The sequence below is a fragment of the Nocardioides sp. cx-169 genome (genome assembly GCF_021083605.1).
Lineage (GTDB): Bacteria > Actinomycetota > Actinomycetes > Propionibacteriales > Nocardioidaceae > Nocardioides.
This window is the reverse complement of sequence record NZ_JAJNRO010000004.1, coordinates 48759-73674: the sequence shown is the minus strand read 5'-3', so window position 1 is coordinate 73674 and position 24916 is coordinate 48759. Positions and strand designations below refer to the sequence as shown.

Below are 24916 nucleotides of genomic sequence, written 5' to 3'. Positions count from 1 at the left end.
GACCATGCCGGCCTCGACCATCGCCTCCGAGCACAAGGAGCCATCCCCCCTTTGTCACGTGTCGCCCTAGACCCGCGACCCCGACAGGTAGCCCGCCAAGGCCAGGCCGACACCGGCCACGAGCACGCCGAACCCGTAGACGAACGCGTGGGCCATGCGCCCCTCGCGCGCCATCTGGACCGTCTCGTAGCTGGCCGTGCTGAAGGTGGTGTAGCCCCCCAGCAGGCCGGTCCCCACCACGGCGCTCACGTCAGTGTCCGCGATGCGGCTGACGACCAGGCCGGTGAGGAACCCGAGCGCAAGAGAGCCGGTGAGGTTGATGATGGCGGTGGACCAGGGGAACCACGAGTCGTGGGTGCGCGCCTTGATCGCGCCGTCCGCCACGTAGCGCAGCGCGGCACCCACCCCGCCCCCGAGGACCAGGAGGAGGAACAGCCCGGCGGTCATGGCGCCTCCCCCGGCGGCTGGTCGCCGCGACGTGGGCTCCGAGAGCCGGCGACGATCCCGGCGATGGTCGCCGCGGCGCCCAGCGAGACCGTGAGAAGGGCGTAGAGCAGCCCCACCGCGAGCCGCTCGTCGTCGAGCAGCACCGCCGTGTCCGTCGCCAGGGAGCTGTAGGTGGTCAGCCCGCCACAGAAGCCGGTGCCGAGCAGGAGCTTCAGGCGCGCGGTGGTCAGGGGCCCGGGATCCCGGCGGGTCAACGCCTCGTAGAGGTAGCCCAGCAGGAAGGCGCCCACCAGGTTGACCACCGGAACCACCACCGGGACGCCGTCCAGGTCGGAGACGGCGAGCGAGAGCCCTTCCTGGGTGCCGGCGCCCACACCGCCACCCACCAGCACCAGTCCGATGGAGGAGGCACGCAGGTAGGCCGGTCTGCTTGTGCTCACCGTGCCTCCCCGTGGCCGCTGACCGTGACGAGCCGTTGCTCGGCGGAGGGCCCTCCGCCACGGCGCTGGTGAGTGGTCCTCGAGGCCGACACCCGCCATGACAGCATGCTGCGTGCGATGACGCGCACATGGGTGTGCACCGGTGAGGGTCAGCAGCACCGTCGCTGGTCCTCGACGCCCCCATTGCCCGCCCGCGTCCCGGACGAGTGGCGCAGCGGGACCGAGGTGGGTGCATGGAGTGGCGGGTCGAGGTAGAGGCTCTCAGCGTCCGGAAGAGGTCCACGAGCGTGGCGCCGGGGAACAGGCCCCGAGCAGGAGCCAGACCGGGCCCCTCCTGACCCGTCAGGCGTACGCCCCGGGCCGCGCCCGGTGTGACCAGGTCCCGCTGGGAGAGGGGGTCTGGGTGCGGTCCTGGACATGGTCGCGGGCCCGGGGGTACGGCACGCCTCCCATTACCACATGTCGAACTGCTTGTGAATAGAGGCTCGTGACTCTCTGAATCCGGGCCTGGTGGCTCTGCTGACGCCATCGGAAGGCAACTAGACCGGTAGCCGGACCCATTTCCCCAGCAGAAGGTCGTCGACGCCATGAACCTGGCCCCCCGCGAGATCGACAAGCTCCTCATCGACCAGGTCGCAGACCTCGCGCGTCGCCGGCGCGATCGCGGCACCAAGCTCAAGTTGAGCGAGGCGGAGGCGCTTATCCCCGAAGCCATCCTCGAGGCCGCGCGCGACGTCAGGTCTGCGGCCGAGTGCATGGAGCTGGGCAAGCATGTCGTCTGCGAGCTCGGGAGCATGCCCGGCGTGCGGCTTCGGCTAGCCCTGCTGCAAGTCGAGGCGACCTTCGTCGACGGCAGCAAGCTCGTCTCCTGCCACGATCCCGTGGCGGCGTGACCATGCTCCCCCCAGGAGGACAGCACGCGACGACTACGATCCTCGTGGGCGGTCATGAGAGCGCCAATGGGGCCGACCTCCTACCGCTCCTGCAGGCGCTGCCCTCCGCGCTGGTGACCCGGCCGGGTCGAGCGCTGCACGACGCCGTCGTGACGGAACTCGCCGCGGGCGGCTCCGTGGTGGCCGTTCTCCCGATGACGTGGGGGCGAGACCCGGGCATGGTGGCGGATACGGCGAAGACCCTGAGGTGGCTTGCCGGTGGGGCAGGGGCCGGCCGGCTGGCGCTCTGTGCCGACTTCGGCACCCAGGATCATCTCGTCACCTGGCTGCGACGGGCCGCCATCGAGACCGCGCGGGATCGCCCGGGAGCGGGACTGCTGCTCGCCGCCGCCGCCGCCAACCCGTTCGACGACGCGGACCTGCACCGTGTCGCTCACCTCGTGGGAGCCCACGGTGCCGGCGTGCCGGTGGAGCCCGCCTGCCTGAGCAACGCCGCCGACCTCGCCTCTGCCGTACAACGGGCACGGCTGCTCGGCAGCGACGAGGTCATCGTGGTGCCGGCCGGCTTCGCGCGGTTCGCACCCGTTGCTCTGCCGGCCGGGCGCGTGTCCTTCTTCGGGCCTCTACTGTCCCCCCAGGCGGTGGTCGACGTCGTGGGGCGCCGTACGCGCGAGGCGTGCCACGACCTGGCTCACGGCGACGACGGCATCACGGCCGGGCTGCTCGCCGACCACGGGCACGGCTATGCCCACCCGAACGCGCGGGAGGGCGAGGTTGCCCACGCCCCTCCCCACCCCCCGGCTGCTCATTCCCACTCCCACCCCTCGACCGTCGCCGAGCCCACGACCGCGGGTCGCACTCCAGCGGCGCGGGCCGAGACACGCCACCGCGAAGGTCGCGAGCCCTCCCCCACCGAGCACCTCTCCTCCCCCCATTGACCGAGGGCGGGTCACGCGCGTGGCCCACGACGAAGGGACCCACTCATGCCTGGCAGCCGCAAGGATCACCACCACGACCCAGCCGGTGCTCTGGCCGATCGACTCCTACGCGGTCAAGCCGCGACTGGTGATCAAAGGCGGGTTCATCACCTGGGGCCACATGGGCGACCGGAGGGCCTCGCTGCCGTCGCAGTCCCTGCCGATGAACCAGCCCTTCTTCCTGGCCCGAGGTCTCGATGACCACGATCCCCATCCCCGACCTGCTGGTCAGCCTGCAGCTCTCGGACTCCGCCTTCCCCAGCGGGTTCTCCACGATGTCGCACGGGCTGGAGGGCTATGCCCAGGCCCACGCCGTCGACCGGGGCGGGGTCGAGGGGCTCCTGAAGGGCCTCCTGCTCCACTCGCTGGGGCCGGGCGACGCCACGGCGCTCGCCCGCGCCCACGACGCGATCCAGGCGGGCGACTGGGCGCGGGTGTGCCTCATCGACCACACCCTGTTCGCCGCCAAGCTCAATGCCGAGATGCGCCGAGCCAGCGTGCGCAGCGGACACCAGATCACCGATGTGGCGCTCGAGGCGATGAGCGGGCCCCCGCTCTACGAGTGGCACCGGATGGTCACGGCCGAGGAGACGCCGGGCTGCCAGGCGGTCGCGACCGCCGTGGCCTACGCGAGTGCCGGAGTGCCGATCCAGCAGGCGGTCGCCTCCGACCTGTCGGCGTTCTCCGTGAGCTTCCTCGGTGCGGCGCTGCGGTTGCGCCTGCTCGACCGCCGCGACGTGCAAGTGGTGCTGCACGCCGTCGGCCCGACCATCGCCGAGGTGACCGAGGAAGCAGCCCGACGACCACTGGAGGACCTGGGCGGCTGTGTGCCGATGGCAGACGTGATGTCCGCCCAGCACGAGCGGGCGCAGGGTCGGCTCTTCGCGAGCTGAGCCAGCGCCCGGCCACGACCCAACGACGACGAGGTGGATGAATGAAAGAGAACGTGCTGCGCATCGGGATCGGCGGCCCGGTGGGCTCCGGCAAGACCGCCCTGACGGAGGCCCTCGTGCCGCGGCTGCTCGCCACGGGGCGGCAGCCCGCCGTGATCACCAACGACATCGACACCCGGTATCTCCGGACGAACGCGGCGGTCACAGAGTCCGACGCGATCCCGGTCCGAGACGGCAAGCCGGTGATCCTCACCAACTCACTCACGAGCGAGGGCGTCGACGAGCTGCAGGACCTCCTGCTCGGCTCCTGGGCAGTGCGACCGAGGGCGCTGACCCGATGACCCTCGCCACCGCCCGTGACATGGCGGACACCACCCCCGTCCCGCCCGAGCCGCCGACGCCGGAGCCCCGCTACGGCGGGCACCGTCTCGACCCCCGCTACTACGAGCCCGCGCGGGTGCCGCCGGAGGTGGCGCGCCACGCCGGCCCGCTGGACACCCTGCCCACCGGCAGCCCGGGCAAGGTCGGGCTGCTGGACCTCGAGTTCGCGCTCACCGGACGGGCGACCGAGCTAGTCGGGCACTACGAGAAGTCGCCGCTGCAGATCATGCATCCCCACTACTACGACCCGGCGCGCCCCGACATGCCCTACACGTACCTGCTCTCGACCGGCGCGGGGGTCATGCAGGGCGACCGCCTGCGCACGGATCTGACCTTCGGGGACGGCACCTCGGCCCACGTGACCGCGGCGTACACGAAGGTGCTGCGGATGGAGCACGACTACGCGGTCGCCCAGACGAACATCGCCCTGGGAGCCGATGCCTACGTGGAGTACCTGCCCGACCCGGTCATCGCCTTCGCCGAGGCTCGGTTCTACCAGCAGACCCGCGTCTCGCTGCCCTCCTCGGCCACGCTCGTCCTCGGCGAGACCTTCGTGGCGGGGCGGCTCGCGCGCGGCGAGCACCACGAGTACTCCGCGCTCGCCTCCGACCTCGATGTGTGCCGCCCCGACGGATCGGTCGTGGCTCTGGACCGGGTGCGACTGACCCCAATCGCCGGCGCCACCGGCGGCCTGGCCGTGCTCGACGACCGCGACGTGCTCTCCATGCTCTACGTGCTCACCGAGCGCGCCGGAGCCGCCGAGATCGGCGACCTGCTGCACCGGGTCCTGAGCCCCTTCGCTGCGGACGGCCTCGTCCTGGGCGTCAGCACGCTGCCGTGCGACGCCGGCGTCTGGGTGCGGCTGCTGGGAGACGACACTCAGACGATGGTGCACGCCCTCACGACGGCGTGGCAGGCCGTACGTGCCCTGCTCACCGACGGCAGTTCCCCGAGGATCCGCAAGAACTGACCGCCAGGAGCCGACCATGTCGACGACCCACGCCGCGGCCCCGCCGAACAGCTGGCTGATGCGCTCCGGCGCCGACGATCTGGAGCTCGGCATGCAGCGGTTCAACGGCACTCATCGGAGCCGCGGCCTTCACCGCGCTCGGCGACCAGGGCTGGTCCTGTCCCGCCACCGTCGCGGGTGGCCTGGCCCGCGCCCGCGCTCGGCGAAACCTCCGAGACCATCAACGAGGGCTCTCCGGCTACTCGGGCGTCCTGACCGCAATCGCGCTGTCCGTCGTCTTCCTGACCAGCTCTACGTACCCGTGGGTCTACATCCTGACGACGTGGGTGCTGCTCGTCGTCGCGGCCTTCGTCCCCGCGCTGAGGCGGCCGTGAGTGCGGGCCCGTGCTGACCTGCAGCTGGAGCTCGAGGGGGTCCGGGTGCGGGGTCGCCGTACCGCCCTGCTCCAGCTCGACGACCTCTCGGTGGCGAGCGGCCAGTGCGTGCTGCTGGGGGCGCCGCCGGGCCCGCAGCACCCGGCTCTCGCGCGGGTGCTGAGCGGGCGTCTCGCGCCCGTCAGCACCGGGTCACTCCGCCGGCGTGCGGGACGTGGTCGCCGGCGGCAGCAGGCGCAGCTGCAGCAGTGCCCCGAAGCGGACGTCGGGCTCGGAGAGGTCCATCTCCCCGACCTCCATGAGCCGGCGCAGCCGGTAGCGGAAGGTGTTGGGGTGGACGTAGAGCCGCTCGGACGCCGCCACGACGTCGCCGAAGGCCTCCAGCCACGCCTGCAGGGTCTCCACGAGGTTCGCGTGATGCTGGGCGTCGTACGCCATCAGGCGCGCCAGCGCCCCCTCGGGCCGGTCGCCGCGCGCCGCCACAAGGTCGCGCATCTCGAGCATCAGGGCCTCGACGTGGATGTCGCTCAGGCGCGCGACGCGGCGCCCGCCGCCGTCGCGCAGGACGCGCAGGGCGCGGTCGACGCTGGAGCGTGAGTGCGCCAGCTCGCCGACGTCGCCCGCGATCGGGCCGATGCCGACGACGGCGTTGCGGCGGTCCCCCACGCGGTCCAGGAACTCCTGCGCGATGCGCGAGGCGCGCTCCTCGGCCCCGTCGGCGCTTCCGGGGACCGGCACCAGCCCGTAGGCCACCCCACCGATCAGGGCGGCGGCCGACTTGGGGTGCACCGCGCTGAGGTGCATGGCGAAGGCGTCGCTCAGCCGCTCCCGCTCGTGAGCGACCACCGCGTCGCCGTCCGCGCCGTCCCCGACATCGGAGCCGGTGACGGCCACGCCGAGCACCATCAGCGGCTGGGCGCCGAGGCCGAGGCGGTCGAGCGCCTCGCGCGCACCGGCCCCACCCTCCAGCGCCGAGCTGAGCAGGTCGGCGCGCAGCCGGCGCTGTACGTCGGCGCCGGCCCGGACGCGCAGCAGGTGCAGCGCCACGAGCTTGGCGGCATCGCAGAGCGCCTCGGTGCGCTCGTCGCTCAGCGGCCCGGGCACGGCGGCCCAGATCGAGCCGAGCACCTCGTCGCCGGCGCGCACCGCGACCGCGACGCGCGGCCGCGTGAAGGTGTTGCCCTCCATCGGGATCGGCGTGATGAAGACCGGCTTGTCGCTGCGATGCAGGTCGCGGAAGACGCCGCGCTCGGACAGGACCCGCGCGTAGCGCTCGGGGACCTGGCGGCCCAGGATCGTCTCGACGCGCGACGGGTCGGCCTCGTCCTGACGACCGGAGAAGGCCAGGACCCGGGAGCTGCGGTCCTCGATCGTGATGGGGGCGTCCAGCAGCGAGGAGATGGCATTGGCCACGGCGAAGAGGTCCCCCGACGGGAGTCCGCCCATCGACTCGGGCTCGGCCACCCCGACGTCGCCCTCGGCGAGCAGCGAGCGGAGCATGGCCGCCAGGTGCGCCCACGGGGCGCCACGACTGAGGCCGAGCAGGGTCACGCCCGACTCCTCGACCGCCGTACGGACCTCGGGGGTGACCTGCACCGGCCCCCGCAACACCAGGCCGGCGGCCCCCTCCCGGCCTAGCGCGCGCAGCAGTGCCACGACCCGGTCCGGCTCGTCGACACCGACCCCGAGCACCAGCGCCCCCGCCGGCAGCAGCGGCATGTCCAACGGGTCGTGGATCACCACGCCGCCGATCTCCTGGGTGCCCTCGGCATCACCGGCCGCCAGGTCGAGCAGGGTGGCGCCCAGGTCGTCCAGGACACGTCCCAGGCTGGCGCGCGGGCGCAGGTTCACGGCGGGGATCACCACCCTGACGGTAGGAAGGTCTGGCTCACCCTACTTCGTCCCCGCGCACAAGATCTGCCCCAGTGTTTGGCCGCCCCCACCACCCGCCCCCCTGACCCGTCAGAGACTTTCTGACGGGCCAGGGGGGAACGGCGTGAGTTGGTGACGGGTCAGCGGTGCCTCAGGCGGGGAGCCACTCGGTGTGGGTGGTGACGGCGGCGAGGGCGTCGGGGAGGGGGTCGACACCGAGGCCGGGGCCGGTGGGCACGGGGAGGTGGCCGTCGACGAGGACGAACGGCGCGGTGACGTCGGTGGCGTAGTAGCGGCCGGAGGCCGACGTGTCGCCCGGCATGGTGAACCCGGGCAGGGCGGCGAGGGCGACGTTGGCAGCGCGTCCCAGGCCGGTCTCGAGCATCCCGCCGCACCACACGGGCACGCTGTGGGCCACGCACAGGTCGTGGATCCGCCGCGCCTCGAGGTAGCCGCCGACCCGCCCGGGCTTGATGTTGACCACCGAGCAGGCGCCGAGCCGGATCGCGGCCGCTGCCGTCCGTGCGGAGGTGATCGACTCGTCCAGGCAGACCGGGGTGGTGATCAACCGGGCGAGGTCCGCGTGACCGAAGAGATCGTCCTCGGGCAGCGGCTGCTCGATGAGGAGCAGGTCGAAGGGGTCGAGGCGCGCGAGGTGGCGCGCGTCCGACAGGGTGTAGGCGGTGTTGGCGTCCACCTGGAGCAGCACGTCGTCGCCGAACCGCTCGCGTACGGCGCGCACCGGCTCGACGTCCCAGCCGGGCTCGATCTTCAGCTTGATCCGGACGTAGCCCTCGTCGAGGTAGCCGCCGACGGCGTCCAGCAGCTGGCCGAGGTCGTCCATGATGCCGACCGAGACGCCGCACGGCACCCGGTCGTGCACGGCGCCGAGCTCACGGGAGAGCGGGCGCCCCTCCGCGCGCAGCTCGGCGTCGAGGACCCCCATCTCGAGTGCGGCCTTGGCCATGCGGTGCCCGTGGAAGGGACCGAGGACCTGGGCGACCAGCGACGCGTCGAGCGGGCCGGCCGCGGCCAGGGCCGGCACCAGGAAGCGGCGCAGCGCGTCGGCGGCACCCTCGATGTACTCCTCGGAGTACAGCGGCGAGGCCATCGCGACGCACTCGCCCCAGCCCTCGGACTCGTCGGTCACGACCCTCAGCAGCAGCAGGTCCCGGGTGGTCTGGGTGGAGAACGACGTCCGGAACGGCGACACCAGCGGCATCGACACCCAGCGCAGCTCGACGCCGGCCAGCTTCATGAGGAGACTCCTTCGGAGGTACGGCGGACGACGTAGCCGCCCGTGCGGTCGAAGCCGGTGATGCGGGCGCCGCCCGCAGCCAGCTCGGTGAGTACGTCGCGGACCGCCCGGCGCCACTCCTGCGCGGCCCGGGGGTCGCTGCGGCGCAGGTCCTCCACGTCGGCGGGGACCGCGACCAGCGAGGTGGTGCCGTCGAGCCGGCCCCGGGCCGGCAGCCCGTCGGGACCGACGCCCAGCGCGACGACGGCGTCGGGTCCGACGACGGGGCGGGGGCCGTCCCCCGTCGCGGCGGCCTGGACGACGGCGGCGCGCAGTGGCCACCGCACCAGCAGCCGGTCGGAGTCGTCGGCGCCGTTGAGGCGGTCGGGCATGGCGCCGTAGAAGTTCGGCAGGTACTCCACGGGCAGGGCGCCCAGCTTGACCAGGTTGAAGTGCGCGTTGCGGCTCACCAGCGGGTCGAAGGTCCAGGCGATCTCGGACACGCCACGCAGCAGCGCCCACGAGCGCTGGTGCAGCTTGAGCGCGAAGCCGACGCTGCGGCCGGTCGCCGCCGACGACACACCGGCGATGTGGCTGTGCAGCGCGTCCTCGGCCGGGGCGTGGAAGAAGCCCACGCAGGCGCCGACGAGCCGGCCGTCCTCGAACGCGCCCCCTACGTAGTTGCCGGCCTTGGTGAAGGCGCGCAGCAGCTCCAGGGTGACCGGCGGGTTGGCATCGCGTCCCCAGATCGTCGCGAACAGGGCCACGACCTCGCCCAGCTCGGCCAGGTCCACCACCTCCCGCACGGAGACCCGGGCGGCCAGCGCCGCGGCGTCGGCCGCCTGTACGGCGAGGTCGAGGTCGGGTGCCCGAGGCACTGTTACGTTGCTCACCCCACCCATGCTGGCCAGGTTCTCCGGCCCCGTCATGGTCGCAGCCCACCAGTCCGGAGCAGGTCGTTCGTCGCCCCAGACGGCTCGAGGCCCGGCCGAGCCGGCTGGTCCTGCAGGAGGTCGGCGACCAAGCGGGCCAGGAGCGTGGTCCGGCCGGCGACGGGCTCCACCAGGACGTGCTCGTGGTCGGCGTGGGCGCCGCCGCCGACCGCGCCGAGCCCGTCGAGCGTGGGGGTGCCCACGCCGGCGGTGAAGTTGCCGTCGGAGGCGCCGCCGACGGCGACGGCGGTGGGCTCGGGCAGGCCGAGCTCGGCCGCGAGGCGACGGACCCGCGCGAACAGCGCGGCCGACAGCGGCTCCTCCAGGGGCGGCCGGTTGGGGCCGCCGAGCACCTCGACCACGGCCCCCTCGAGCACCGGCCGCAGCGAGCGCATCGCGGCGTCGACGCGGTCCTGCTCGGCGATCGTGCGGACCCGCGCGTCGACGGAGAACGACGCCGCGGCCGGGACCGTGTTGGTCGTGGTGCCCGAGCGCGCGGCGGTCGGGGTGACCGTCGTGCCCAGGTCCGGGTCACCCAGCGCGGCGACGACCAGCGCCTGGTGCGCCAGCTCGAGCGTGGCGTTGACTCCCCGCTCGGGCTCGAGCCCGGCGTGGGCCGCACGGCCGGTGACCCGCACGTCGTACAGGGAGACGCCCTTGCGGGCGGTCTTGAGGGCCCCGCCGTCGGCGGACGCCTCCAGCACCAGCGCGGCCGCCGCCTGGCGCGCCTCGTCCTCCACCAGCCCGCGCGAGCTGGGCGAGCCGAGCTCCTCGTCGCCCGTGACCAGCAGGGTCACACCGTCCACGTCGTCGAGGGAGGCCAGCGCGTGGAAGGCCATCACCACGCCCGTGAGCATGTCGAAGCAGCCGGGGCCGCGCAGCACGCCGTCCTCGACGGCGAACGGCCGCGACGCGAGCGTGCCCAGCGGCCACACGGTGTCGTGGTGGCCCACCAGCAGCACCCGGCGCGGCCCGGACCCGAGCCGCCAGCGCAGGTGGGTGACGCCGTCGAGCACCACCCGCTCCGGCGGTACGCCGAGGCGCGCGGCGCCCACGCGGGCGACCACGTCCGCGGACCGGGCGACGGCAGCGTGGTCGGAGGAGGGCGACTCGCACTCGACGAGCTCGCGCAGGTCGGCCAGGAACGGATCCAGGAAGGCGTCCACTACTCCACCCGCGGCGTCGCGCGGACGCCGTGATGCAGGTAGCGCTCCCCGGTCGGCAGCTCGTAGAACGTCACCGGCGCCCAGGTCTCCACACCCTCCGGCCGGATCGCGAACAGCCCGGGCCCGGCCGGCACGAGGGGGTGCTCCTCCACCGGGTCCGGCAGCATCTCCGCGATCGTGCCGCTGATCGTGGTGCGCAGGCGTGGTCCGTCGTCGGCGACGAAGACCTCCATCAGGACCGAGTGGCGCCGGTAGGTGCCGACGTACGGCGCGATGTCGACCTCGGCGTCGGCCGGGGGCACGAACGGCTCGGCCATCTCGACGCCGGCGAGCTCGGCGAACAGCTCGCGGAAGAGGTCCTGGTAGAGGTCGCGGGCGTTGCCGCCGTTGGTGAGCAGCGTGACCGCGAGGCCCTGCTCGGGCAGGATCCGCAGGAACGCGCCCTGCCCGATGGTGTTGCCGTCGTGGCCGATCAGGCGATCCTCGCCCCAGCCGAAGCGGATCCAGCCGAGGCCCCACGAGTCGCCGAGCACGAGCCGGTCGGGCAGGTCGACCTCGTGGCCGGCCATCGCGGCCGCGCTGTCCTCGCTGAGCAGCCGCGTGCCGTCGGCGGCCACCCCGCCCTCGAGGTGCAGGCGCGCGAACGCCAGCACGTCGGCCGCCGTGGCCGTGATCAGCCCGGCCGGGCCCAGCGAGCGCGGCAGCTGCCACACCGGGGCCACCATCTGCTCGCCCTCGTGCTCGAGGTGCCCGGCGGCCGCGCCGTGCAGCAGCGCCTCCTCGGGCAGGGTGATGGTCCTGGTCAGCCCGAGCGGCGTGAAGAGCCGCTCGCGCATGGCCTGGTCCCAGGTGCCGCCGGTGACCTTCTCGATGAGCCGGCCCACGAGCGAGTAGCCGGAGTTGCAGTAGGACCAGGTGGCGCCGAGGGGGTGGTTCTGACCGGCGTCGGCGAGCAGTCCGACGTACTTCTCGAGGCAGTCGTCGCCGCGGCCGGTGTCGGTGAAGACGTCCCCGTCGATGCCGCTGGTGTGGTTGAGCAGGTGGCGCAGGGTGACGGTCTTGGTCACGTCGGGGTCCGTGAGGCGCAGCTCCGGCAGCACCTCGACGATCGGGGCGTCCAGCTCCAGCAGCCCTTCGTCGACCAGCTGCATCGCGACCGTGGCCGTCCAGACCTTGGAGATCGAGCCGATCTGGAACAGCGAGCCGTCGGTGGTCGGGACCTGCGTCTCCACGTTGAGCACGCCGTACGACGCGGTCACCAACTCGTCCTCGGTCTGCGGGGAGAGCCGCAGGATCCCCAGCTGGGCGCCGGGCACATGGTGGCGTTCGGCGAGCTCGGCCAAGCGCCGCTCCCAGTGCGCGAGGTCGATCGCGGGACGGCCCGCCGAGAGGGTGTGCTGCTCGAGCCAGCCGACCACGCGGTGGGCGTAGTCGAGCCGGTGGCTCGGGGGTCCGGTGAGGATGAACTCGTGGGACTGCTCGGGGTAGATGACCAGCTGGGTGGGGACGCCGAGCTGGCGCAGCGAGGTGTGCCACTGCTGGGCCTGGCCGAGGTCGCAGCGCAGGTCGCCGCCGCCATGCAGGATCATGGTCGGGGTCCGGACGTCGGCGACGCGCGTGATCGGGGACATCGCGGCGTACCGCTCCGGCTCCTGCCACGGGGTGCCCCCCAGCTCGACGCTGCCCAGCAGGGCGCCGTCGTCGCAGGTGCCGTACATGCTCACCAGGTCGCTGACCACCCCGCCGGCTACGGCCGCGGCGAAGCGGTCGTCGTGCGCGGTGAGGTAGCACGTCATGAAGCCGCCGTAGCTGTAGCCGGTCACCGTCAGTCGCTCGGGATCGGCGAGGCCCTCCGCGACCAGCGCGTCGACCGGCTCCAGGACGTCCTGGGCGTCGGCGACGCCCCAGGCCCCGTTGACGGCGTCGTAGAACGACTCGCCGTAGCCGTCGCTTCCGCGGGGGTTGACCAGCAGCACGGTCCAGCCGCTGGCGACGAGCTCCTGGTGGTAGGCGTGGATCTCGTCGGCCGCGCCGTTCCACGCGTTGTGCGGTCCGCCGTGCACGTCGACCAGCAGGGGCCCCGGGCCGCTCAGCGCCGGGTCGCGCACGACCCAGCCCTGCACCTCGGTGCCGTCGGAGATGCGGAACGTGCGCGGGACCCGCTCGAACAGCTCGATGTCGGCGAGCGAGGCGCCGTGGTCGGTGAGCACCCGCTCCACGCCCGAGGCCAGGTCCACCAGCACGATCTCCCCGAACGACGTGGGGGTGGCCAGGGCCACGGCCGCGGTGCCGCCGGCGACCGAGAGTCCGGAGACGACGCGACCCTCTCCGGCGAGGACCGGACGGGCCTCGTGGCCGTCGCCGACATACAGGTGGGTGCAGCCGCGGTCTCGCAGGCAGAACAGCACTCCGCCGAAGGCCTCCACCGGACGCCCGCCCGGGTACGCCGTCGCGCCGGGCATGACGTTGCGGTCCAGGTGTCCGGTCAGGTCGACCGGGTCACCCCCGTCCACCGGGACGCGGAACAGTCGGGCGTGGCCCCGCGGGTCGCCGGGCCAGCCGATGACCAGCAGGTCGCCGTCGCGGGTGAAGGACGCGGTCGCGGCGACGCCGCCGGCGAACCCCACGACGCGGGGGCGCGCGCGGGCGTCGTCCACGTCGAGGAGGTGCACGCCCGTGCGGAAGGTGAGGTCGGCGTCCGCCCCCACGGGACGGGTGAAGGCCAGGGTGCTGCCGTCGGCCGCCCACGCCGGCTCGCCGGCGTGGTGCGGCCCGTCGGTGACCCGGCGGCACTCGCCGCTCGCCAGGTCGAGCACGTGCAGCTGGCTGCGGACCGCGCCGTGGATGCCGGCGCCGTCGGCCTGGTAGTCGAGGCGCTCGGAGACGATCGGGCCGTTGCCGCGCGGGCTCGGCTCCACCGCCGCGGAGAAGGCGATCCGCAGTCCGTCGGGGCTCCACACCGGCGCGCCGGCGCCCAGCGGCAGGTCGGTGACCTGCTCGGGGTCGCCGCCGTCGGCCGGCAGCAGCCAGATCTGGGCCGGACCGTCGTGGGCACGCAGGAACGCCAGGCGCGAGCCGTCGGGCGACCAGCGCGGAGCGCCGTCGGCCGGACCGCCGGTGAGCCCGCGGGGCCCCGTCGCTCCCGCACCGTCCGCCGTACCCACGATCCAGAGGCGGTCGACGTGCCGGTCCGCCTCGGTGTCGAGGGTGCGCACGACGTAGGCCACGCGGGTCCCGTCGGGCGAGATCGCCGGCTGGGAGGGGACCGCGAGGGCGGTCAGGTCGTCGATGCGCATCCGTCGGGTCACGAGGTGCTCCTTGTCGGGGTGGCCCGGGGGCCGGGGGGGGTGCCGGGGGAGGTTGCGGCGCGGGAGCCGGGGACCGCGGCCAGCAGCTCGCGGGTGTAGTCGTGCTGGGGCTCCACGAGGACCTCGGCGACGGGGCCCTGCTCGACGATCCGCCCCTGGTACATCACGGCCACATGGCTCGCGACGTAGCGCACGACCGCCAGGTTGTGGGAGATGAACAGCATCGAGAGCCCGAGCTCGCGCTGGAGCTCGCGCACCAGGTTGAGCACGGCGCCCTGGATTGACACGTCCAGCGCCGAGGTGATCTCGTCGGCGATGACGACCTGGGGCTGCCCGGCCAGGGCGCGGGCCAGGGCGACGCGCTGGCGCTGCCCGCCGGACAGCGCCGAGGGCAGCACTCGTGACCGCCCGGGGTCGAGGTGGACGAGCTCGAGGAGGCGCTCGACCTCGGCCGACCGCTCGGCGCGGGACATGCCGGGTGGGATCGCCTCGGCGATGCTCTCGCCGATCGACATCCGCGGGTCGAGTGAGGAGTAGGGGTCCTGGAAGACCATCTGCAGCGGGCGCCGGCGACCGCGCTGGGGCACCGGCTCGCCGCCCAGCAGGATCCGGCCGCCGGAGAGCGGGGCCAGTCCGACCGCGGCGCGGGCGAGGGTCGACTTGCCGCAGCCGGACTCCCCCACCAGACCGACGACGGCGCCGGCCGGCACGGTCAGGCTGACGCCGTCGACGGCGGTGAACGACCGGCCGGCGCCCTCGTAGCAGACCGTCACGTCCTCGAAGCGCAGATCGCTGGTGGCGCTCATCGGGGCTCCATCTCCACGAGCTCGCCGGTGCGCTCGCTCAGCTCGAGGGGCTCGCCCGCGTGCCAGCAGGCGACCAGGCTCCCCCCGCCGACCGGGGCCAGCGGCGGCTCCACCTCGCGACAGTGGGCGTCGGCGAGCGGGCAGCGGGCGGCGTACGCACACCCCGGCGGCACATCGGAGGGGTCGACCGGGCGACCGGGCACGACGGCCAGCGGCCGGTCCAGGTCGGTGTCCATGTCGGGGACCGCAGCAACCAGGGCGCGGGTGTACGGGTGCTGGGCGACCGTGGCCAGCCCGGCGGCCGGCAGGTCCTCGACGATCTTCCCGGCGTACATGACGAGCACCCGGTCGCAGACCTCGCCGACGACGGTCACGTCGTGGCTGATCAGGATGAGCGCGACGTCGTCGGCCTCGCGGATCGAGGCGAGCAGGTCGAGCACCTGCTGCTGGACGGTCACGTCCAGCGCGGTCGTGGGCTCGTCGGCGACGATCAGCGCCGGGTTGCCCATCACCCCCATGCCGATCATCGCGCGCTGGCGCATGCCGCCGGAGAACTCGTGCGGGTACTGCCGTGCGCGCTTCTCGGCGTCGGGGATGCGCACGGCGCGCAGGCGGTCCACCGCGCGGGCGAAGGCCTGCTTGCGGTCCATGCCCTGGTGGTGACGCGCGACCTCGGCGAGCTGGTTGCCCATCCGTCGGGTGGGGTTGAACGACGTCATCGGATCCTGGAACACCATCGCCAGCGACGTGCCGAGCAGGTGCCGGTGGGCCAGGGCGCCGCCGTCACGCAGGTCGGTGCCGAGCAGCTCCAGCCGGCTGGCCTCGACCCGCCCGGTGTCATCGATCAGCTGGGAGACGGCGAGCGCGGTGAGCGACTTGCCCGACCCCGACTCCCCCACGACGCCGACGGCCTCGCCGCGGCGCACGGAGAAGGAGACGCCGCGGACGGCACGGATCGGGCCGGTCGGACCGGGGAACGTGACCCGCAGGTCGCGCACGTCGAGGACCAGACCGGGCTCGACGCCGTCGACGGCCTGCTCGGGCCGGGACTCGCCGGGGAGGTCGACGGAGCCGGCCTCCTCCTCGTCCTCGGCACGCAGCGGGACCCCCGCGACGGTGGACAGGCCGAGGCTCGTGGCGACGGACTCGCCGAACAGGTTGAACGCGAGGCCGGCCAGCAGGACGGCCGCGCCCGGCGCGAGCGCGGCTGCCGGGTTGACGTAGATGGAGCCGACGCCGTCGAAGAGCAGCCGACCCCAGTCGTACTTGGGCTGCTGAACGCCGAGGCCGAGGAACGAGAGCCCGGCGAAGGAGAGCAGGGCCCCGCCGGCGCCGATGGTGGCGTTGACGACGAGGGGCTCGGCGATGTTGGGCAGCACGTGACGAAGGAGGATGCGCACCCGGCCGACGCCGGCGACCTGCGCCGCGGCGACGTAGTCGCGGGAGGCGACGCTGGCCACGAGGGTCTGCGTGAGGCGGCCCATCGTCGGTGCGCCGGCGAAGCCGATGGCGAGCACCGCACCGGTGGCGCCGACACCGAACACCACCGCGAAGAACAGCGCCAGCAGGATGCCCGGGAAGGCGACGGCGATGTTGATGCCGGCGCTGACGAGCCGGCCGGCCCGGCGGCCCAGCAGGAACGAGCCCGCGCCGAGGATCAGGCCGGCGACCACGGCGATCGCCGTCGCCGCGAGCGCGAGCTGGACCGAGAGCCGCGTCGCCACCAGGGTGCGGAAGAAGATGTCGCGCCCGAGGTTGTCGGTGCCGGCCCAGTGGTCGGCGGAGGGCCCGGCCAGGATGTTGCCGGTGTCCACGGCGTTCGCGTCGTCGGTCCACAGGATCGGGGCCACGACGGCCAGCAGCAGCACCCCGACCGTGAGCACGGTCGCGGCCAGGCCCAAGGGAGTGCGCAGCACTCTCAGCCAGCGGCGCATGGTCAGTCCTCCCGGATCGTCGAGCGGGGGTCGAGCAGGGCCAGGGCCACGTCGACCGCGGTGTTCACGAGGAGCACGCCGACGCCGTACACGATCACGACCGCCTGCACGACCTGGTAGTCCTTGTTGAGGATCGAGGAGACGATGGTGCTGCCCAGGCCGGGCCAGGCGAACACGTTCTCGACCAGCACCGTGCCGGCGACCATGGCGCTGAGGATCAGCCCACCCAGGGTGAGCGAAGCGGTCAGCGCGTTGGGCAGGGCGTGAGAGAGGTAGACGGTGCGCGACGGCAGCCGCTTGGCGCGTGCGGTGCGGATGAAGTCGGCCTGGAGCACCGACACCATCTCCACCCGGACGATCCGCGACAGGATCGCGGCCGGGCCGATGGCGAGCGAGAGCACGGGGAGCACGTAGGCGTCCGGGCTGCCGTTGCCCGCCACCGGGAGCCAGCCGAGGTTGACGCCGAAGACGTAGACCAGGCCCACGCCGATCAGGAAGTCCGGGACGATGCCGAGGATCACGCTGGTGGTCGTGAACGCGAGCTCGGTGCGTCGACCGTGGCCGCGCCGGGTCAGGACGCCCATCACGACGCCCATCGGCACCGCCACGGCGATCGCGACCAGGAAAGCCAGAAGCGCGAGTTGGAGTGTCGCCGGCAACCGCTGGGACACGATCTGCGACACCGGCAGCTGCGAGACCAGCGAGGTGCCGAGGTCACCGGTGAAGAGGTGCTGGAGATAGTGCCAGTACTGCACGGGGAGCGGGTCGTCGAGGCCCATCTCCGCGCGCCTGGCCGTGACCAGGCTGGCCGGCGCCGTCGGTCCCAGGGCCGCTCGCACCGGGTCGCCCGGGATCAGGTGGATCATGAGGAACGACGCGGTCACCAGGACCCACAGGGACACCAGCAGGCGCCCGAGACGGCGTACCCCGAACCGCACCCACGGGTGGGTGGTCAAGCCCACCCGTGGGGTCGACGGGGCGAGCGTGGTCGCCTGGGCCATGGGCTACTTCGCCAGCATCCGGATGCTCGTGGGCACGAGCTGCCCCGGGTACTCGAACTCGGCGCCGTTGCCGAAGGTCTTCACCTGGTTGTTGGCGAAGGGCACCAGGTCGGCCGCGGCGACCAGGTTGGACTCGGCCTCGAGCCAGGTGTCGCAGCCCTCGACGCCGTTCATCGCGGTCGCCTCCTGCACCGCCGCGGTGTAGTCGGGGTTGTCGATCCCGGCGAAGTTCGTGCCGCCCTCGGCCACGCCGGGTCCGGACAGGAACGGCACCAGCTGGTCGGGGCTGCTCACGTTGAGCGGGACCCACGCGATGTCCCAGTCGCCGGTGCCGAAGATGACGCCCTGGAGGGCCGTCTCGTCCAGTGCCTTGGTCGTGACCTTGGCGCCGGCCGCCTCCCACTGCTGGGCGGCGAGCTCGGCCGCCGCGGACACGGCGGTGCCGGCGGCGCTGGAGTAGAGGAAGGTGACCTCCCTGCCGTCGAGGGCGGCCTTGGCCGCGTCGACGTCCTGGGCGGGCAGTGCCTCGGAGATCGAGTCACCCGGGCACGAGGTGGGCGCCAGGGAGGCCAGGGTCGTGGCCGGCGTGCCCTCGCCGGCGGTCGCCACGGACGCGAGCTCGTCGAGATCGAGGGCCGTGGTGAGGGCCATCCGCACCTCGGCGTCGCTGGTCTCGCGGCCCTCGTTGTGGTTGTACCACTGCTCCCCCACCATGGCGGGGGTGCTGTTGGAGAAGAGGTTCGCACCGTCCAGACGCTTGACGTCCGGCCCCTGGATCGTGGCCGCGTTGACCTCGCCGGAGAGCAGCAAGTTAGCGGCGGTGCCCTCGTTCTGGACGACCTTCATGACGACGGTGTCCGGCATGCCGTTCTCGTCGGTGCTCGCACCGTCGGGTCCCCACGCGTAGCCGTCGCGGATCTGGTAGGTGTAGTGGTCGCCCGGGACCGCCTCGGTGAGCTCGTACGGGCCGGTGCCGGCGGTCTCCGCGGCCAGCGACGGGCGGTCGGCCAGCCCCGACTCGCACACCATCGGCAGGCTGGCGAAGCCGTTGAGGACGAACGGCGCGGGCTGCGCGAGAGTCACGGTCACGGTGCCCGCGGCGTCGTCGGCCTTCGCGGTGGCGCCCACCGGCAGGAAGGTGCCGAGGTAGGGGCTCTTGTTCTTCGGGTCGCCCACGTAGGCGACGTTGTCGACGACCGTGGTCGCGGTGAAGTCGCTGCCGTCGGCGCAGGTGATGTTGTCGTTCAGCGTGAACGTGACCGTCGTGCCGTCGACGGTCCACTCGGATGCGAGCTGCGGCTCGATCTCGCCGTCGCCGTTGACCGCGACCAGGTTGTCGTAGGCGAGCTGGTTGACGGTGAACAGCTGGGTGCTGGCCGACGAGTGCGGGTCGAGCTTGCCGGGGTCGCCGGCGATCGCCATCGTGAACGTGCCGCCGTCGACGACGTCGCCTCCTCCGGACGGCGAGCCGGGGTCGTCACCGCCCCCGCCGCAGCCGGCGAGCATTGCAGTGGTGACGCACAGGCCGAGAGCAGTGGCGGTCAGCTTCATGGGCGGGTCCTCTGGTGACGTGGTGCGTGGTTGCGGAGTGGGTGGACGGGTCAGGCACCGGCGCGGCGTACCGCGCGGCCGACGTGGAGATACAGCGCGTGACCCGCGCCGTCGTCACCGAGAAACGCGTGCGGCATGAACATGCCACGGTCCGCCTCGACCGGGATGAGGCTGTCACCGTCGTAGTGGACGAGCTCCTTGCGCTCGGGCTTCTCGCCCAACTCCTCGGCGATGCCGCTCGGCTTCAGATCCATCCAGATCCGGCCGTCGTCCTCCTGGGAGATGTCGATGTCGAACACCTCCGCGGAGTAGGTGCCGACATAGCGGGAGGCGTCGATGGCCTCCGCCTCGGCGGGCGGCGCCGGCAGCGCGGGCAGGGTGACGTCGGCGAGCTGGAGGAGCAGGTGGGAATAGAGGTCGCGGTAGAGGGAGAAGGCGTCGCCGCCGTTGGTGAGCAGCGCGATCGCCACCCCGCGCTCCGGCACCGTGCGCAGGAACGCCGCCTGGCCGATGGTGTTGCCGTCGTGGCCGACGAGCACGCCGTCCGGCGTCTCGAACAGCTCCCAGCCCAGGCCCCAGTGCGTGCCCATCAGGCCGAGGTCGGGAAGCGCCACCTGCGCCTCCTGCATCGCCGCGACGCTCGCGGGCGAGAGCACCTGCGTGCCGTCGGCAGCGACCCCGCCCTCCAGGTGCATCCGAGCGAACGTGACCAGGTCGCGCGGGCGCATCGCGAGCATCGAGCCGGCCGGGCTGTTCGAGCGGGCCATCGCCCAGACCGGCGCCGCCTCGTACGGCGCGTCGGGCGCGGGCTGTAGGTGGCCGACCGCGGCGCGGAACAGGATCGCCTCGTAGGGGCCGGTGGCGGCGTGGGTGAGCCCCAGCGGCGCGAACAGGTGGTCGCGCAGGCAGGCGTCGTAGGGCTTCTGGCGCAGCACCTCGACCAGGCGGCCCAGGACGCAGTAGCCGGCGTTGTTGTAGGAGAAGAGCTCACCGGGGGCGAAGAGCTGGGGCACCTCGTGCAGGACGTCGAGGTACTTCTCGACGCAGTCGTCGCCGAGGCCGGTGTCGGTGAAGATGTCGCCCTCGAAGCCGGCGGTGTGCGAGAGCAGCTGGCGGGTCGTGATCTTGACCGCCGCCGCCTCGTCCGCGATGCGGAACTCCGGCAGGTAGGTGCGGATCGGCAGCTCGAGGTCGAGCCGGCCCTCGTCGACTAGCTGCATGACGAGGGTCGCGGTCCAGACCTTGGTCACCGAGCCGATCTGGAAGACCGAGTCTGGGGTCGCCTCCACGCCGGTGGTGCGGCTCAGGAGGCCCGCCGCGTGGTCGACCACCTCGCCGCCGGCCAGGACGGCCACCGCGGCACCGGGGACGTCGTACTTCTCGATGAGGGCCGGGAGCTGCTCGGCGATCCAGGTCTCGACGTCCGTCAGTGCTGTCATGCAGATCACGCTAAGGAGCCAGGCCCCCTCCCGTGTTGGTCCGCCGCCACAAGGAGCACGGGGACGGTCCGTCGCCGCGGACAAGTCGGCCGCCACACCGCAGCGCCGGGAGCTCAGGCGACGACCTCGAAACGGAGGCCCGCGCGCTCCAGCCGCGCCAGCAGGTGGTCCCCCATCGCCTCGACCGTCGTCACCTGCCCGACGGTCTCGGGGTTGTCGTCGAGGGCCAGGCACAGGGCCGACTCGCCGAGCATCTTGGCCGTCTCGCCGTAGCCTGGGTCGCCGCCGGCGACCCGGGTGTGCACGGTGCGGCCGTCGCCCTCGCCCACGAAGTCGACCGTGAACCACGACCGGGCCCGCTTGGCCTCGTCGGGACCCTCCCCCTGCGCGACCCGGCCCAGCAGCAGCTTGCGCAGCGCAGGCACCTGGGCCGACAGCGCCATCGCGGCGACGGCGGCCGTGCCACCGGCGGCATAGCGCAGCGTCTTGGTGCCCGCGTAGTGGGAGTAGCGGAAGCTCGACCCGTACGCCGGCAGCGCGGCACCCGAGCGCGCCACCACGAACGGGTCGATGGTCGGCATCGGCAGCAGCCAGAGGCCGAGCTGCCGGTCACGGTGCGGCTTGCCCGCGACCGCGCGTGAGGACCGCCCGTCGGCCGGCTTCGGCTCCATGCGGCGCCGGGCCGCCCACGCCTCCTTGGACTGCCGGGGTCGCGACATCGCGTTGATCGCGGAGTGGAAGGTACCGCCGGAGAACATCCCGCTGGCGCGCACCACCCCCCGCAGGGTCACCGCCCCGGAGGCGGCGAGCTGCTGCACGGTGAAGTACGCGCCCAGGTCGTGCGGGATCGAGTCGAAGCCGCAGGCGTGGACCAGCCGGGCGCCGGTGCGCACGGCGGTGGCGTGATGGGACACGTACATGCGGTCGACGAACTCCGGCTCGCCGGTGAGGTCCACGTAGTCGGTGCCGGCCTCGGCGCAAGCGGCGACCAGGGGCTCGCCGTGCTGCAGATAGGGGCCGACCGTGCTGGTCACGACGCGGGCGCGGCCCGCGACGTCGGCCAGCGAGGCGGCGTCCGTGACGTCGGCGGGCAGCAGGTCGAGGCCGGCCAGCTCCGCTCGCTCCGGGTGGGCCTCGGCCAGCCTGCGCCGTACCTGCTCGAGCTTGTCGGGGCTCCGGCCCGCGAGAGCCCAACGCAGGCCCTCGGGTGCGTGCTCGGCGAGGTACGCGGCCGTGAGGCCGCCGGTGAACCCGGTCGCTCCGAAGACAACGACGTCGTACTCGCGAGACTCTGGTGAGGGCATGGGCCATCGTGGCACTGGTCCGGCTCCGGATGGAACCGGGTCCGGTGGCCACCTCGTCGTACCCCTGACCGCCCCGCCTGCCCCGACCTACGAGGACGTCACGACCGCATGGATCCCGACACCGAGTTCGCCTCCTGGGCCGAGGAGGCGTGGCCGGCCCTGGTGCGGTCGGCGGTGTTCCTCGGCTGCCGGCTGCCCGAGGCCGAGGACCTCGTCCAGACCACGCTGGCGCGCTGCTACTCCGCATGGGCGAAGGTGCGCGCCGCCGACAACCGCGACGCCTACGTCTACCGGATGCTGGTCAACGGCCTGCGCGACAGCAAGCGGCGCCGGTGGTGGGGCGAGCAGGCGACCGAGGTGCTGCCCGAGGGCCGCACCGGGGCGCGCGACCCCATGGCCGACGTCGACACCGCCGACGCCATCCACCGGGCCATGGCGGGGCTCAGCAAGGTCAACCGGGACGTCGTCGTGCTGCGCTACTTCGCGCAGCTCACCGAGCAGCAGACCGCCGACGCGCTCGGCGTGCCGCCCGGCACCGTCAAGAGCCGCCTCTCCCGGGCCCTCGCCCAGCTCGCCGCCGACCACCACCTCGCGGACCTCAGCGACGGCCCCAGCCCGAGGAGGGCGCCATGAACGACCTGGAACGCCTCTGGGACGACCTGCCCGTGGGGCCGGCGCCCGTCGCCGACATCATGCGGGCCGGCGGCCGGCGTCCCGCCCGGCGACGCGTCGTGCGGCCGCTGGTGCGCGGCGCGGTCGTGGCGGGGATCGCCGCGGCCTTCGTCGCCGGGATCCTGGTCGGGCAGCCGTCCTCGGACGGGCCCGGCGGCCCCGGGCCCACGCGACCGGGGGGCGACACGGCGCCGATCACGCCGGCGGCGTTCCACGGCGACCTGCAGCCTGCCGCCTCGTGCGAGGCGCTGCGGAGCTCCTACGTCGAGCGGGCGCTGAAGCTCGTGGGGCCGTTCGGGTGGCAGGAGTACGGCTACGGCGGGCCGTGGATGCTCGAGCAGGCCACCGCGCGTGACGGCCTCCCGTCACCCTCCCCTACGGGGGCGGCCAACTCGCGGGTGGCGAAGTCCTACCAGTCCCTCAGCAGCGACACCGGCACCAACGTGCAGGAGGCCGGCGTCGACGAGCCGGACCACGTCAAGACCGACGGCGAGGTGCTCGTGCGGGTCGAGGGCGACCTGCTGACGACGTACGACGTCAGCGGCGCGGACGTCTCCGAGCTGACCTCGCTGGACCTGGGCGACCTGCTCGACGCCGAGATCCTGCTGGCCGGCGACACGGTCGTGGCGATCGGCCGCCTCGGCCGGGACGGCGCGCGCACCCGTGTGGTCACCGTCGACGTCGCGGATCCGGCGACGCCGGCCGTGGTCGAGACCGTCGACTACACCAGCGGGCTGGTCACCGCCCGCCAGCACGGGAAGGACGTGCGACTGGTGCTGCAGGCGGGTCTGCCCGACCTGCCGTTCGTGGAGCCGCGCCGCCGGGGCGGCACGAGCAAGGAGCGGCGACGCGACGCGCTGCGCGCCAACCGCGAGGTCGTGCGGGCCTCCACCCTCGACGACTGGATCCCCCGCGTGGCCGGCGATGCCGGCACCGAGCAGCTCGTGGCGTGCGGCGACGTCGCGATCCCGGAGGCCGACCTGGCGCTCGACACGATGGCGGTGGTGGGCTTCGCGGCCGACTCCGCCACTGAGCTCCGCACGCTGGGGCTGGCCGGCTCCGCCCCCCTGGCCTACGAGTCGTCCGACCACCTGTACCTCGCGACCCAGGCCGACCCATGGGGCTGGTGCTGCTTCGACTCGATCATCGACGGTCCGCGGACGGTCGTGCCCGTGGACGACGGCGTCACGCACGTCTTCGACTTCGCGCTGGACGGCGTCGGGGCGTCGTACGTCGGGTCCGGGGAGGTGGAGGGCGCCGTCGCCGACCGCTGGTCGATGGACGAGCACGAGGGTGTCCTGCGGCTGGCCGTCGGCCCGACGCAGGAGACGGGCGACTTCAACTCGGTCGTGACGCTCCAGGCGCAGGGCGACGAGCTGGTCGAGATCGGCCGCCTCGACCACCTCGGCGACGGCGAGCAGATCCAGTCGGTGCGGTGGTTCGGAGCCCTGGCGATCGTCGTCACCTACCGTCAGATCGACCCGCTCTACGCCGTCGACCTCACCGACCAGACCGCCCCGCGCCTCGGCGGCGAGCTCAAGATCCCCGGCTTCTCCGAGTACCTGCACCCGCTCGGGAAGCACTGGCTGGTCGGCATGGGCCAGGGCCCGGGCGAGCGTGGTCGCTGGGGTGCGCAGGTGTCGCTCTTCAACATCCACGACCTGGCGCGGCCGCGACGCCTCGACGTGCTGAAGTACGCCGGCGGCTCGACCGCGATGGCCGGCCAGGACCCCCGCCAGTTCACCTGGCTCGGCGCCGAGCGGGTCGCGCTCACCGTCGTGGAGCGGGGCCGCACCGGGTACGTCTCGGTCCTCTCCTTCACCGGCGAGGAGATCACCAACCGCATGGTGGAGGTCGATCACGGCAGGGACGTCGCCGACATCCGCCTCGTCCCCCTCCCCGAGGGCCGCGTCGCCCTCGTCACCGGCGACGACGTCGAGCTCTTCGCCCTCTGAGCACCGACCCGTCACCCACTCACGCCATTCCCCGCTGACCCGTCAGAACGTTTCTGACAGGTCAGCGGAAGGCGACGTAAACTCGGCCGCATGTGCCGCAACATCCGCCCGCTCAACAACTTCGAACCGCCGGCCACGCGCGACGAGGTCACAGCGGCCGCGTTGCAGTACGTCCGCAAGGTGTCGGGGACGACCAAGCCGTCCCAGGCCAACCAGGCGGTCTTCGACCGGGCCGTGCAGGAGATCGCGCACCTGACCCAGCACCTGCTCGACGACCTGGTGACCACCGCGCCGCCCAAGGACCGCGAGGTCGAGGCGGCGAGGGCGCGGGCGCGCGCCGAGCTGCGCTACGCCCGCTGAGGGC

General features: G+C 73.2%; 22 protein-coding genes. 9 read left to right on the top strand and 13 right to left on the bottom strand.

The features are described from left to right. Positions 1-66: 66 nt before the first annotated feature. Positions 67-447 carry a fluoride efflux transporter CrcB gene (gene crcB / locus LRP67_RS06020; protein ID WP_231269285.1) on the bottom strand — a complete coding sequence of 127 codons (381 nt, stop codon included), beginning with the start codon at positions 445-447 and terminating at the stop codon, positions 67-69. Next, a complete protein-coding gene (locus LRP67_RS06015; RefSeq protein WP_231269284.1) occupies positions 444-887 on the bottom strand; it encodes a CrcB family protein in 444 nt (147 codons plus the stop codon). The genes crcB and LRP67_RS06015 overlap by 4 nt, the downstream gene beginning before the upstream one ends. Positions 888-1474: 587 nt before the next feature. On the opposite strand from LRP67_RS06015, the gene ureA reads away from it, so the two are divergent. From ureA to LRP67_RS22030, 6 genes are all read left to right on the top strand, one after another. Further along, on the top strand, positions 1475-1780 hold the full coding sequence (gene ureA, locus LRP67_RS06010) for an urease subunit gamma (protein ID WP_231269283.1): 306 nt from the start codon (positions 1475-1477) through the stop codon (positions 1778-1780). Positions 1781-1824: 44 nt separating this feature from the next. Beyond that, positions 1825-2718: a hypothetical protein gene (locus LRP67_RS06005; RefSeq protein ID WP_231269282.1), complete on the top strand. Its 894-nt coding sequence runs from the start codon at positions 1825-1827 to the stop codon at positions 2716-2718. Between the two features lie 236 nt (positions 2719-2954). Then, positions 2955-3650, top strand: coding sequence for an urease accessory protein UreF (locus tag LRP67_RS06000; protein ID WP_231269281.1), 696 nt, complete (start codon positions 2955-2957; stop codon positions 3648-3650). Positions 3651-3691: 41 nt separating this feature from the next. Beyond that, positions 3692-3991, top strand: coding sequence for a GTP-binding protein (locus tag LRP67_RS05995; RefSeq protein WP_231269280.1), 300 nt, complete (start codon positions 3692-3694; stop codon positions 3989-3991). Next, complete coding sequence (locus LRP67_RS05990; RefSeq protein ID WP_231269279.1) at positions 3988-5001, top strand: urease accessory protein UreD; 1014 nt, start codon at positions 3988-3990, stop codon at positions 4999-5001. Before LRP67_RS05995 ends, LRP67_RS05990 begins: the two co-directional genes overlap by 4 nt. A gap of 77 nt (positions 5002-5078) precedes the next feature. Continuing rightward, positions 5079-5375: an urea transporter gene (locus LRP67_RS22030; RefSeq protein ID WP_374107405.1), complete on the top strand. Its 297-nt coding sequence runs from the start codon at positions 5079-5081 to the stop codon at positions 5373-5375. A gap of 192 nt (positions 5376-5567) precedes the next feature. Here the strand turns inward: LRP67_RS22030 and LRP67_RS05985 are convergent, their stop codons facing one another. The 11 genes from LRP67_RS05985 to LRP67_RS05935 all read right to left on the bottom strand — a co-directional run bounded on the left by LRP67_RS05985 (position 5568) and on the right by LRP67_RS05935 (position 21925). Further along, complete coding sequence (locus LRP67_RS05985) at positions 5568-7238, bottom strand: helix-turn-helix domain-containing protein (RefSeq protein WP_231269278.1); 1671 nt, start codon at positions 7236-7238, stop codon at positions 5568-5570. A 160-nt stretch (positions 7239-7398) separates the two neighbouring features. After that, positions 7399-8505 (bottom strand): o-succinylbenzoate synthase, encoded by a 1107-nt coding sequence (menC, locus tag LRP67_RS05980; protein ID WP_231269277.1) that lies wholly within the window; start codon positions 8503-8505, stop codon positions 7399-7401. Continuing rightward, complete coding sequence (locus LRP67_RS05975; RefSeq protein WP_231269276.1) at positions 8502-9377, bottom strand: GNAT family N-acetyltransferase; 876 nt, start codon at positions 9375-9377, stop codon at positions 8502-8504. Before LRP67_RS05975 ends, menC begins: the two co-directional genes overlap by 4 nt. A gap of 32 nt (positions 9378-9409) precedes the next feature. Further along, the gene (locus tag LRP67_RS05970; RefSeq protein ID WP_231269275.1) at positions 9410-10582 is read right to left on the bottom strand and encodes a M20 family metallopeptidase; all 1173 of its coding nucleotides are present in this window, start codon (positions 10580-10582) and stop codon (positions 9410-9412) included. After that, the gene (locus LRP67_RS05965; RefSeq protein WP_231269274.1) at positions 10582-13890 is read right to left on the bottom strand and encodes a serine hydrolase; all 3309 of its coding nucleotides are present in this window, start codon (positions 13888-13890) and stop codon (positions 10582-10584) included. Before LRP67_RS05965 ends, LRP67_RS05970 begins: the two co-directional genes overlap by 1 nt. Next, complete coding sequence (locus tag LRP67_RS05960; RefSeq protein ID WP_231269273.1) at positions 13887-14696, bottom strand: ABC transporter ATP-binding protein; 810 nt, start codon at positions 14694-14696, stop codon at positions 13887-13889. Before LRP67_RS05960 ends, LRP67_RS05965 begins: the two co-directional genes overlap by 4 nt. Continuing rightward, on the bottom strand, positions 14693-16630 hold the full coding sequence (locus LRP67_RS05955; protein ID WP_231269272.1) for a dipeptide/oligopeptide/nickel ABC transporter permease/ATP-binding protein: 1938 nt from the start codon (positions 16628-16630) through the stop codon (positions 14693-14695). Before LRP67_RS05955 ends, LRP67_RS05960 begins: the two co-directional genes overlap by 4 nt. Positions 16631-16632: 2 nt before the next feature. After that, on the bottom strand, positions 16633-17631 hold the full coding sequence (locus LRP67_RS05950; RefSeq protein WP_231269271.1) for an ABC transporter permease: 999 nt from the start codon (positions 17629-17631) through the stop codon (positions 16633-16635). A gap of 3 nt (positions 17632-17634) precedes the next feature. Beyond that, positions 17635-19182, bottom strand: coding sequence for an ABC transporter substrate-binding protein (locus tag LRP67_RS05945; RefSeq protein ID WP_231269270.1), 1548 nt, complete (start codon positions 19180-19182; stop codon positions 17635-17637). Positions 19183-19232: 50 nt separating this feature from the next. Next, positions 19233-20621, bottom strand: coding sequence for a serine hydrolase (locus LRP67_RS05940; protein WP_231269269.1), 1389 nt, complete (start codon positions 20619-20621; stop codon positions 19233-19235). A gap of 113 nt (positions 20622-20734) precedes the next feature. Then, positions 20735-21925 (bottom strand): trans-acting enoyl reductase family protein, encoded by a 1191-nt coding sequence (locus LRP67_RS05935; protein WP_231269268.1) that lies wholly within the window; start codon positions 21923-21925, stop codon positions 20735-20737. Between the two features lie 108 nt (positions 21926-22033). Here LRP67_RS05935 and LRP67_RS05930 point away from each other — a divergent pair, with 108 nt between their 5' ends. From LRP67_RS05930 to LRP67_RS05920, 3 genes are all read left to right on the top strand, one after another. Further along, positions 22034-22558, top strand: a complete 525-nt coding sequence (locus LRP67_RS05930) for a SigE family RNA polymerase sigma factor (RefSeq protein WP_231269267.1) — start codon at positions 22034-22036, stop codon at positions 22556-22558. Further along, positions 22555-24552, top strand: a complete 1998-nt coding sequence (locus LRP67_RS05925) for a beta-propeller domain-containing protein (protein ID WP_231269266.1) — start codon at positions 22555-22557, stop codon at positions 24550-24552. Before LRP67_RS05930 ends, LRP67_RS05925 begins: the two co-directional genes overlap by 4 nt. Before the next feature lie 90 nt (positions 24553-24642). Next, the gene (locus LRP67_RS05920; RefSeq protein WP_231269265.1) at positions 24643-24912 is read left to right on the top strand and encodes a DUF2277 domain-containing protein; all 270 of its coding nucleotides are present in this window, start codon (positions 24643-24645) and stop codon (positions 24910-24912) included. The last annotated feature ends 4 nt before the right edge of the window (positions 24913-24916 follow it).

Bases quoted from the DNA above. Each gene is read 5' to 3' on its own strand.
- LRP67_RS05950 (WP_231269271.1), bottom strand. From the start codon at position 17,631: ATGGCCCAGGCGACCACGCTCGCCCCGTCGACCCCACGGGTGGGCTTG.
- LRP67_RS05925 (WP_231269266.1), top strand. From the start codon at position 22,555: ATGAACGACCTGGAACGCCTCTGGGACGACCTGCCCGTGGGGCCGGCG.
- LRP67_RS05960 (WP_231269273.1), bottom strand. From the start codon at position 14,696: ATGAGCGCCACCAGCGATCTGCGCTTCGAGGACGTGACGGTCTGCTAC.
- LRP67_RS05940 (WP_231269269.1), bottom strand. From the start codon at position 20,621: ATGACAGCACTGACGGACGTCGAGACCTGGATCGCCGAGCAGCTCCCG.
- menC (WP_231269277.1), bottom strand. From the start codon at position 8,505: ATGAAGCTGGCCGGCGTCGAGCTGCGCTGGGTGTCGATGCCGCTGGTG.
- LRP67_RS05930 (WP_231269267.1), top strand. From the start codon at position 22,034: ATGGATCCCGACACCGAGTTCGCCTCCTGGGCCGAGGAGGCGTGGCCG.
- LRP67_RS05995 (WP_231269280.1), top strand. From the start codon at position 3,692: ATGAAAGAGAACGTGCTGCGCATCGGGATCGGCGGCCCGGTGGGCTCC.
- LRP67_RS05945 (WP_231269270.1), bottom strand. From the start codon at position 19,182: ATGAAGCTGACCGCCACTGCTCTCGGCCTGTGCGTCACCACTGCAATG.
- LRP67_RS05935 (WP_231269268.1), bottom strand. From the start codon at position 21,925: ATGCCCTCACCAGAGTCTCGCGAGTACGACGTCGTTGTCTTCGGAGCG.
- ureA (WP_231269283.1), top strand. From the start codon at position 1,475: ATGAACCTGGCCCCCCGCGAGATCGACAAGCTCCTCATCGACCAGGTC.
- LRP67_RS05920 (WP_231269265.1), top strand. From the start codon at position 24,643: ATGTGCCGCAACATCCGCCCGCTCAACAACTTCGAACCGCCGGCCACG.
- LRP67_RS05955 (WP_231269272.1), bottom strand. From the start codon at position 16,630: ATGCGCCGCTGGCTGAGAGTGCTGCGCACTCCCTTGGGCCTGGCCGCG.
- LRP67_RS05990 (WP_231269279.1), top strand. From the start codon at position 3,988: ATGACCCTCGCCACCGCCCGTGACATGGCGGACACCACCCCCGTCCCG.
- crcB (WP_231269285.1), bottom strand. From the start codon at position 447: ATGACCGCCGGGCTGTTCCTCCTCCTGGTCCTCGGGGGCGGGGTGGGT.
- LRP67_RS06000 (WP_231269281.1), top strand. From the start codon at position 2,955: ATGACCACGATCCCCATCCCCGACCTGCTGGTCAGCCTGCAGCTCTCG.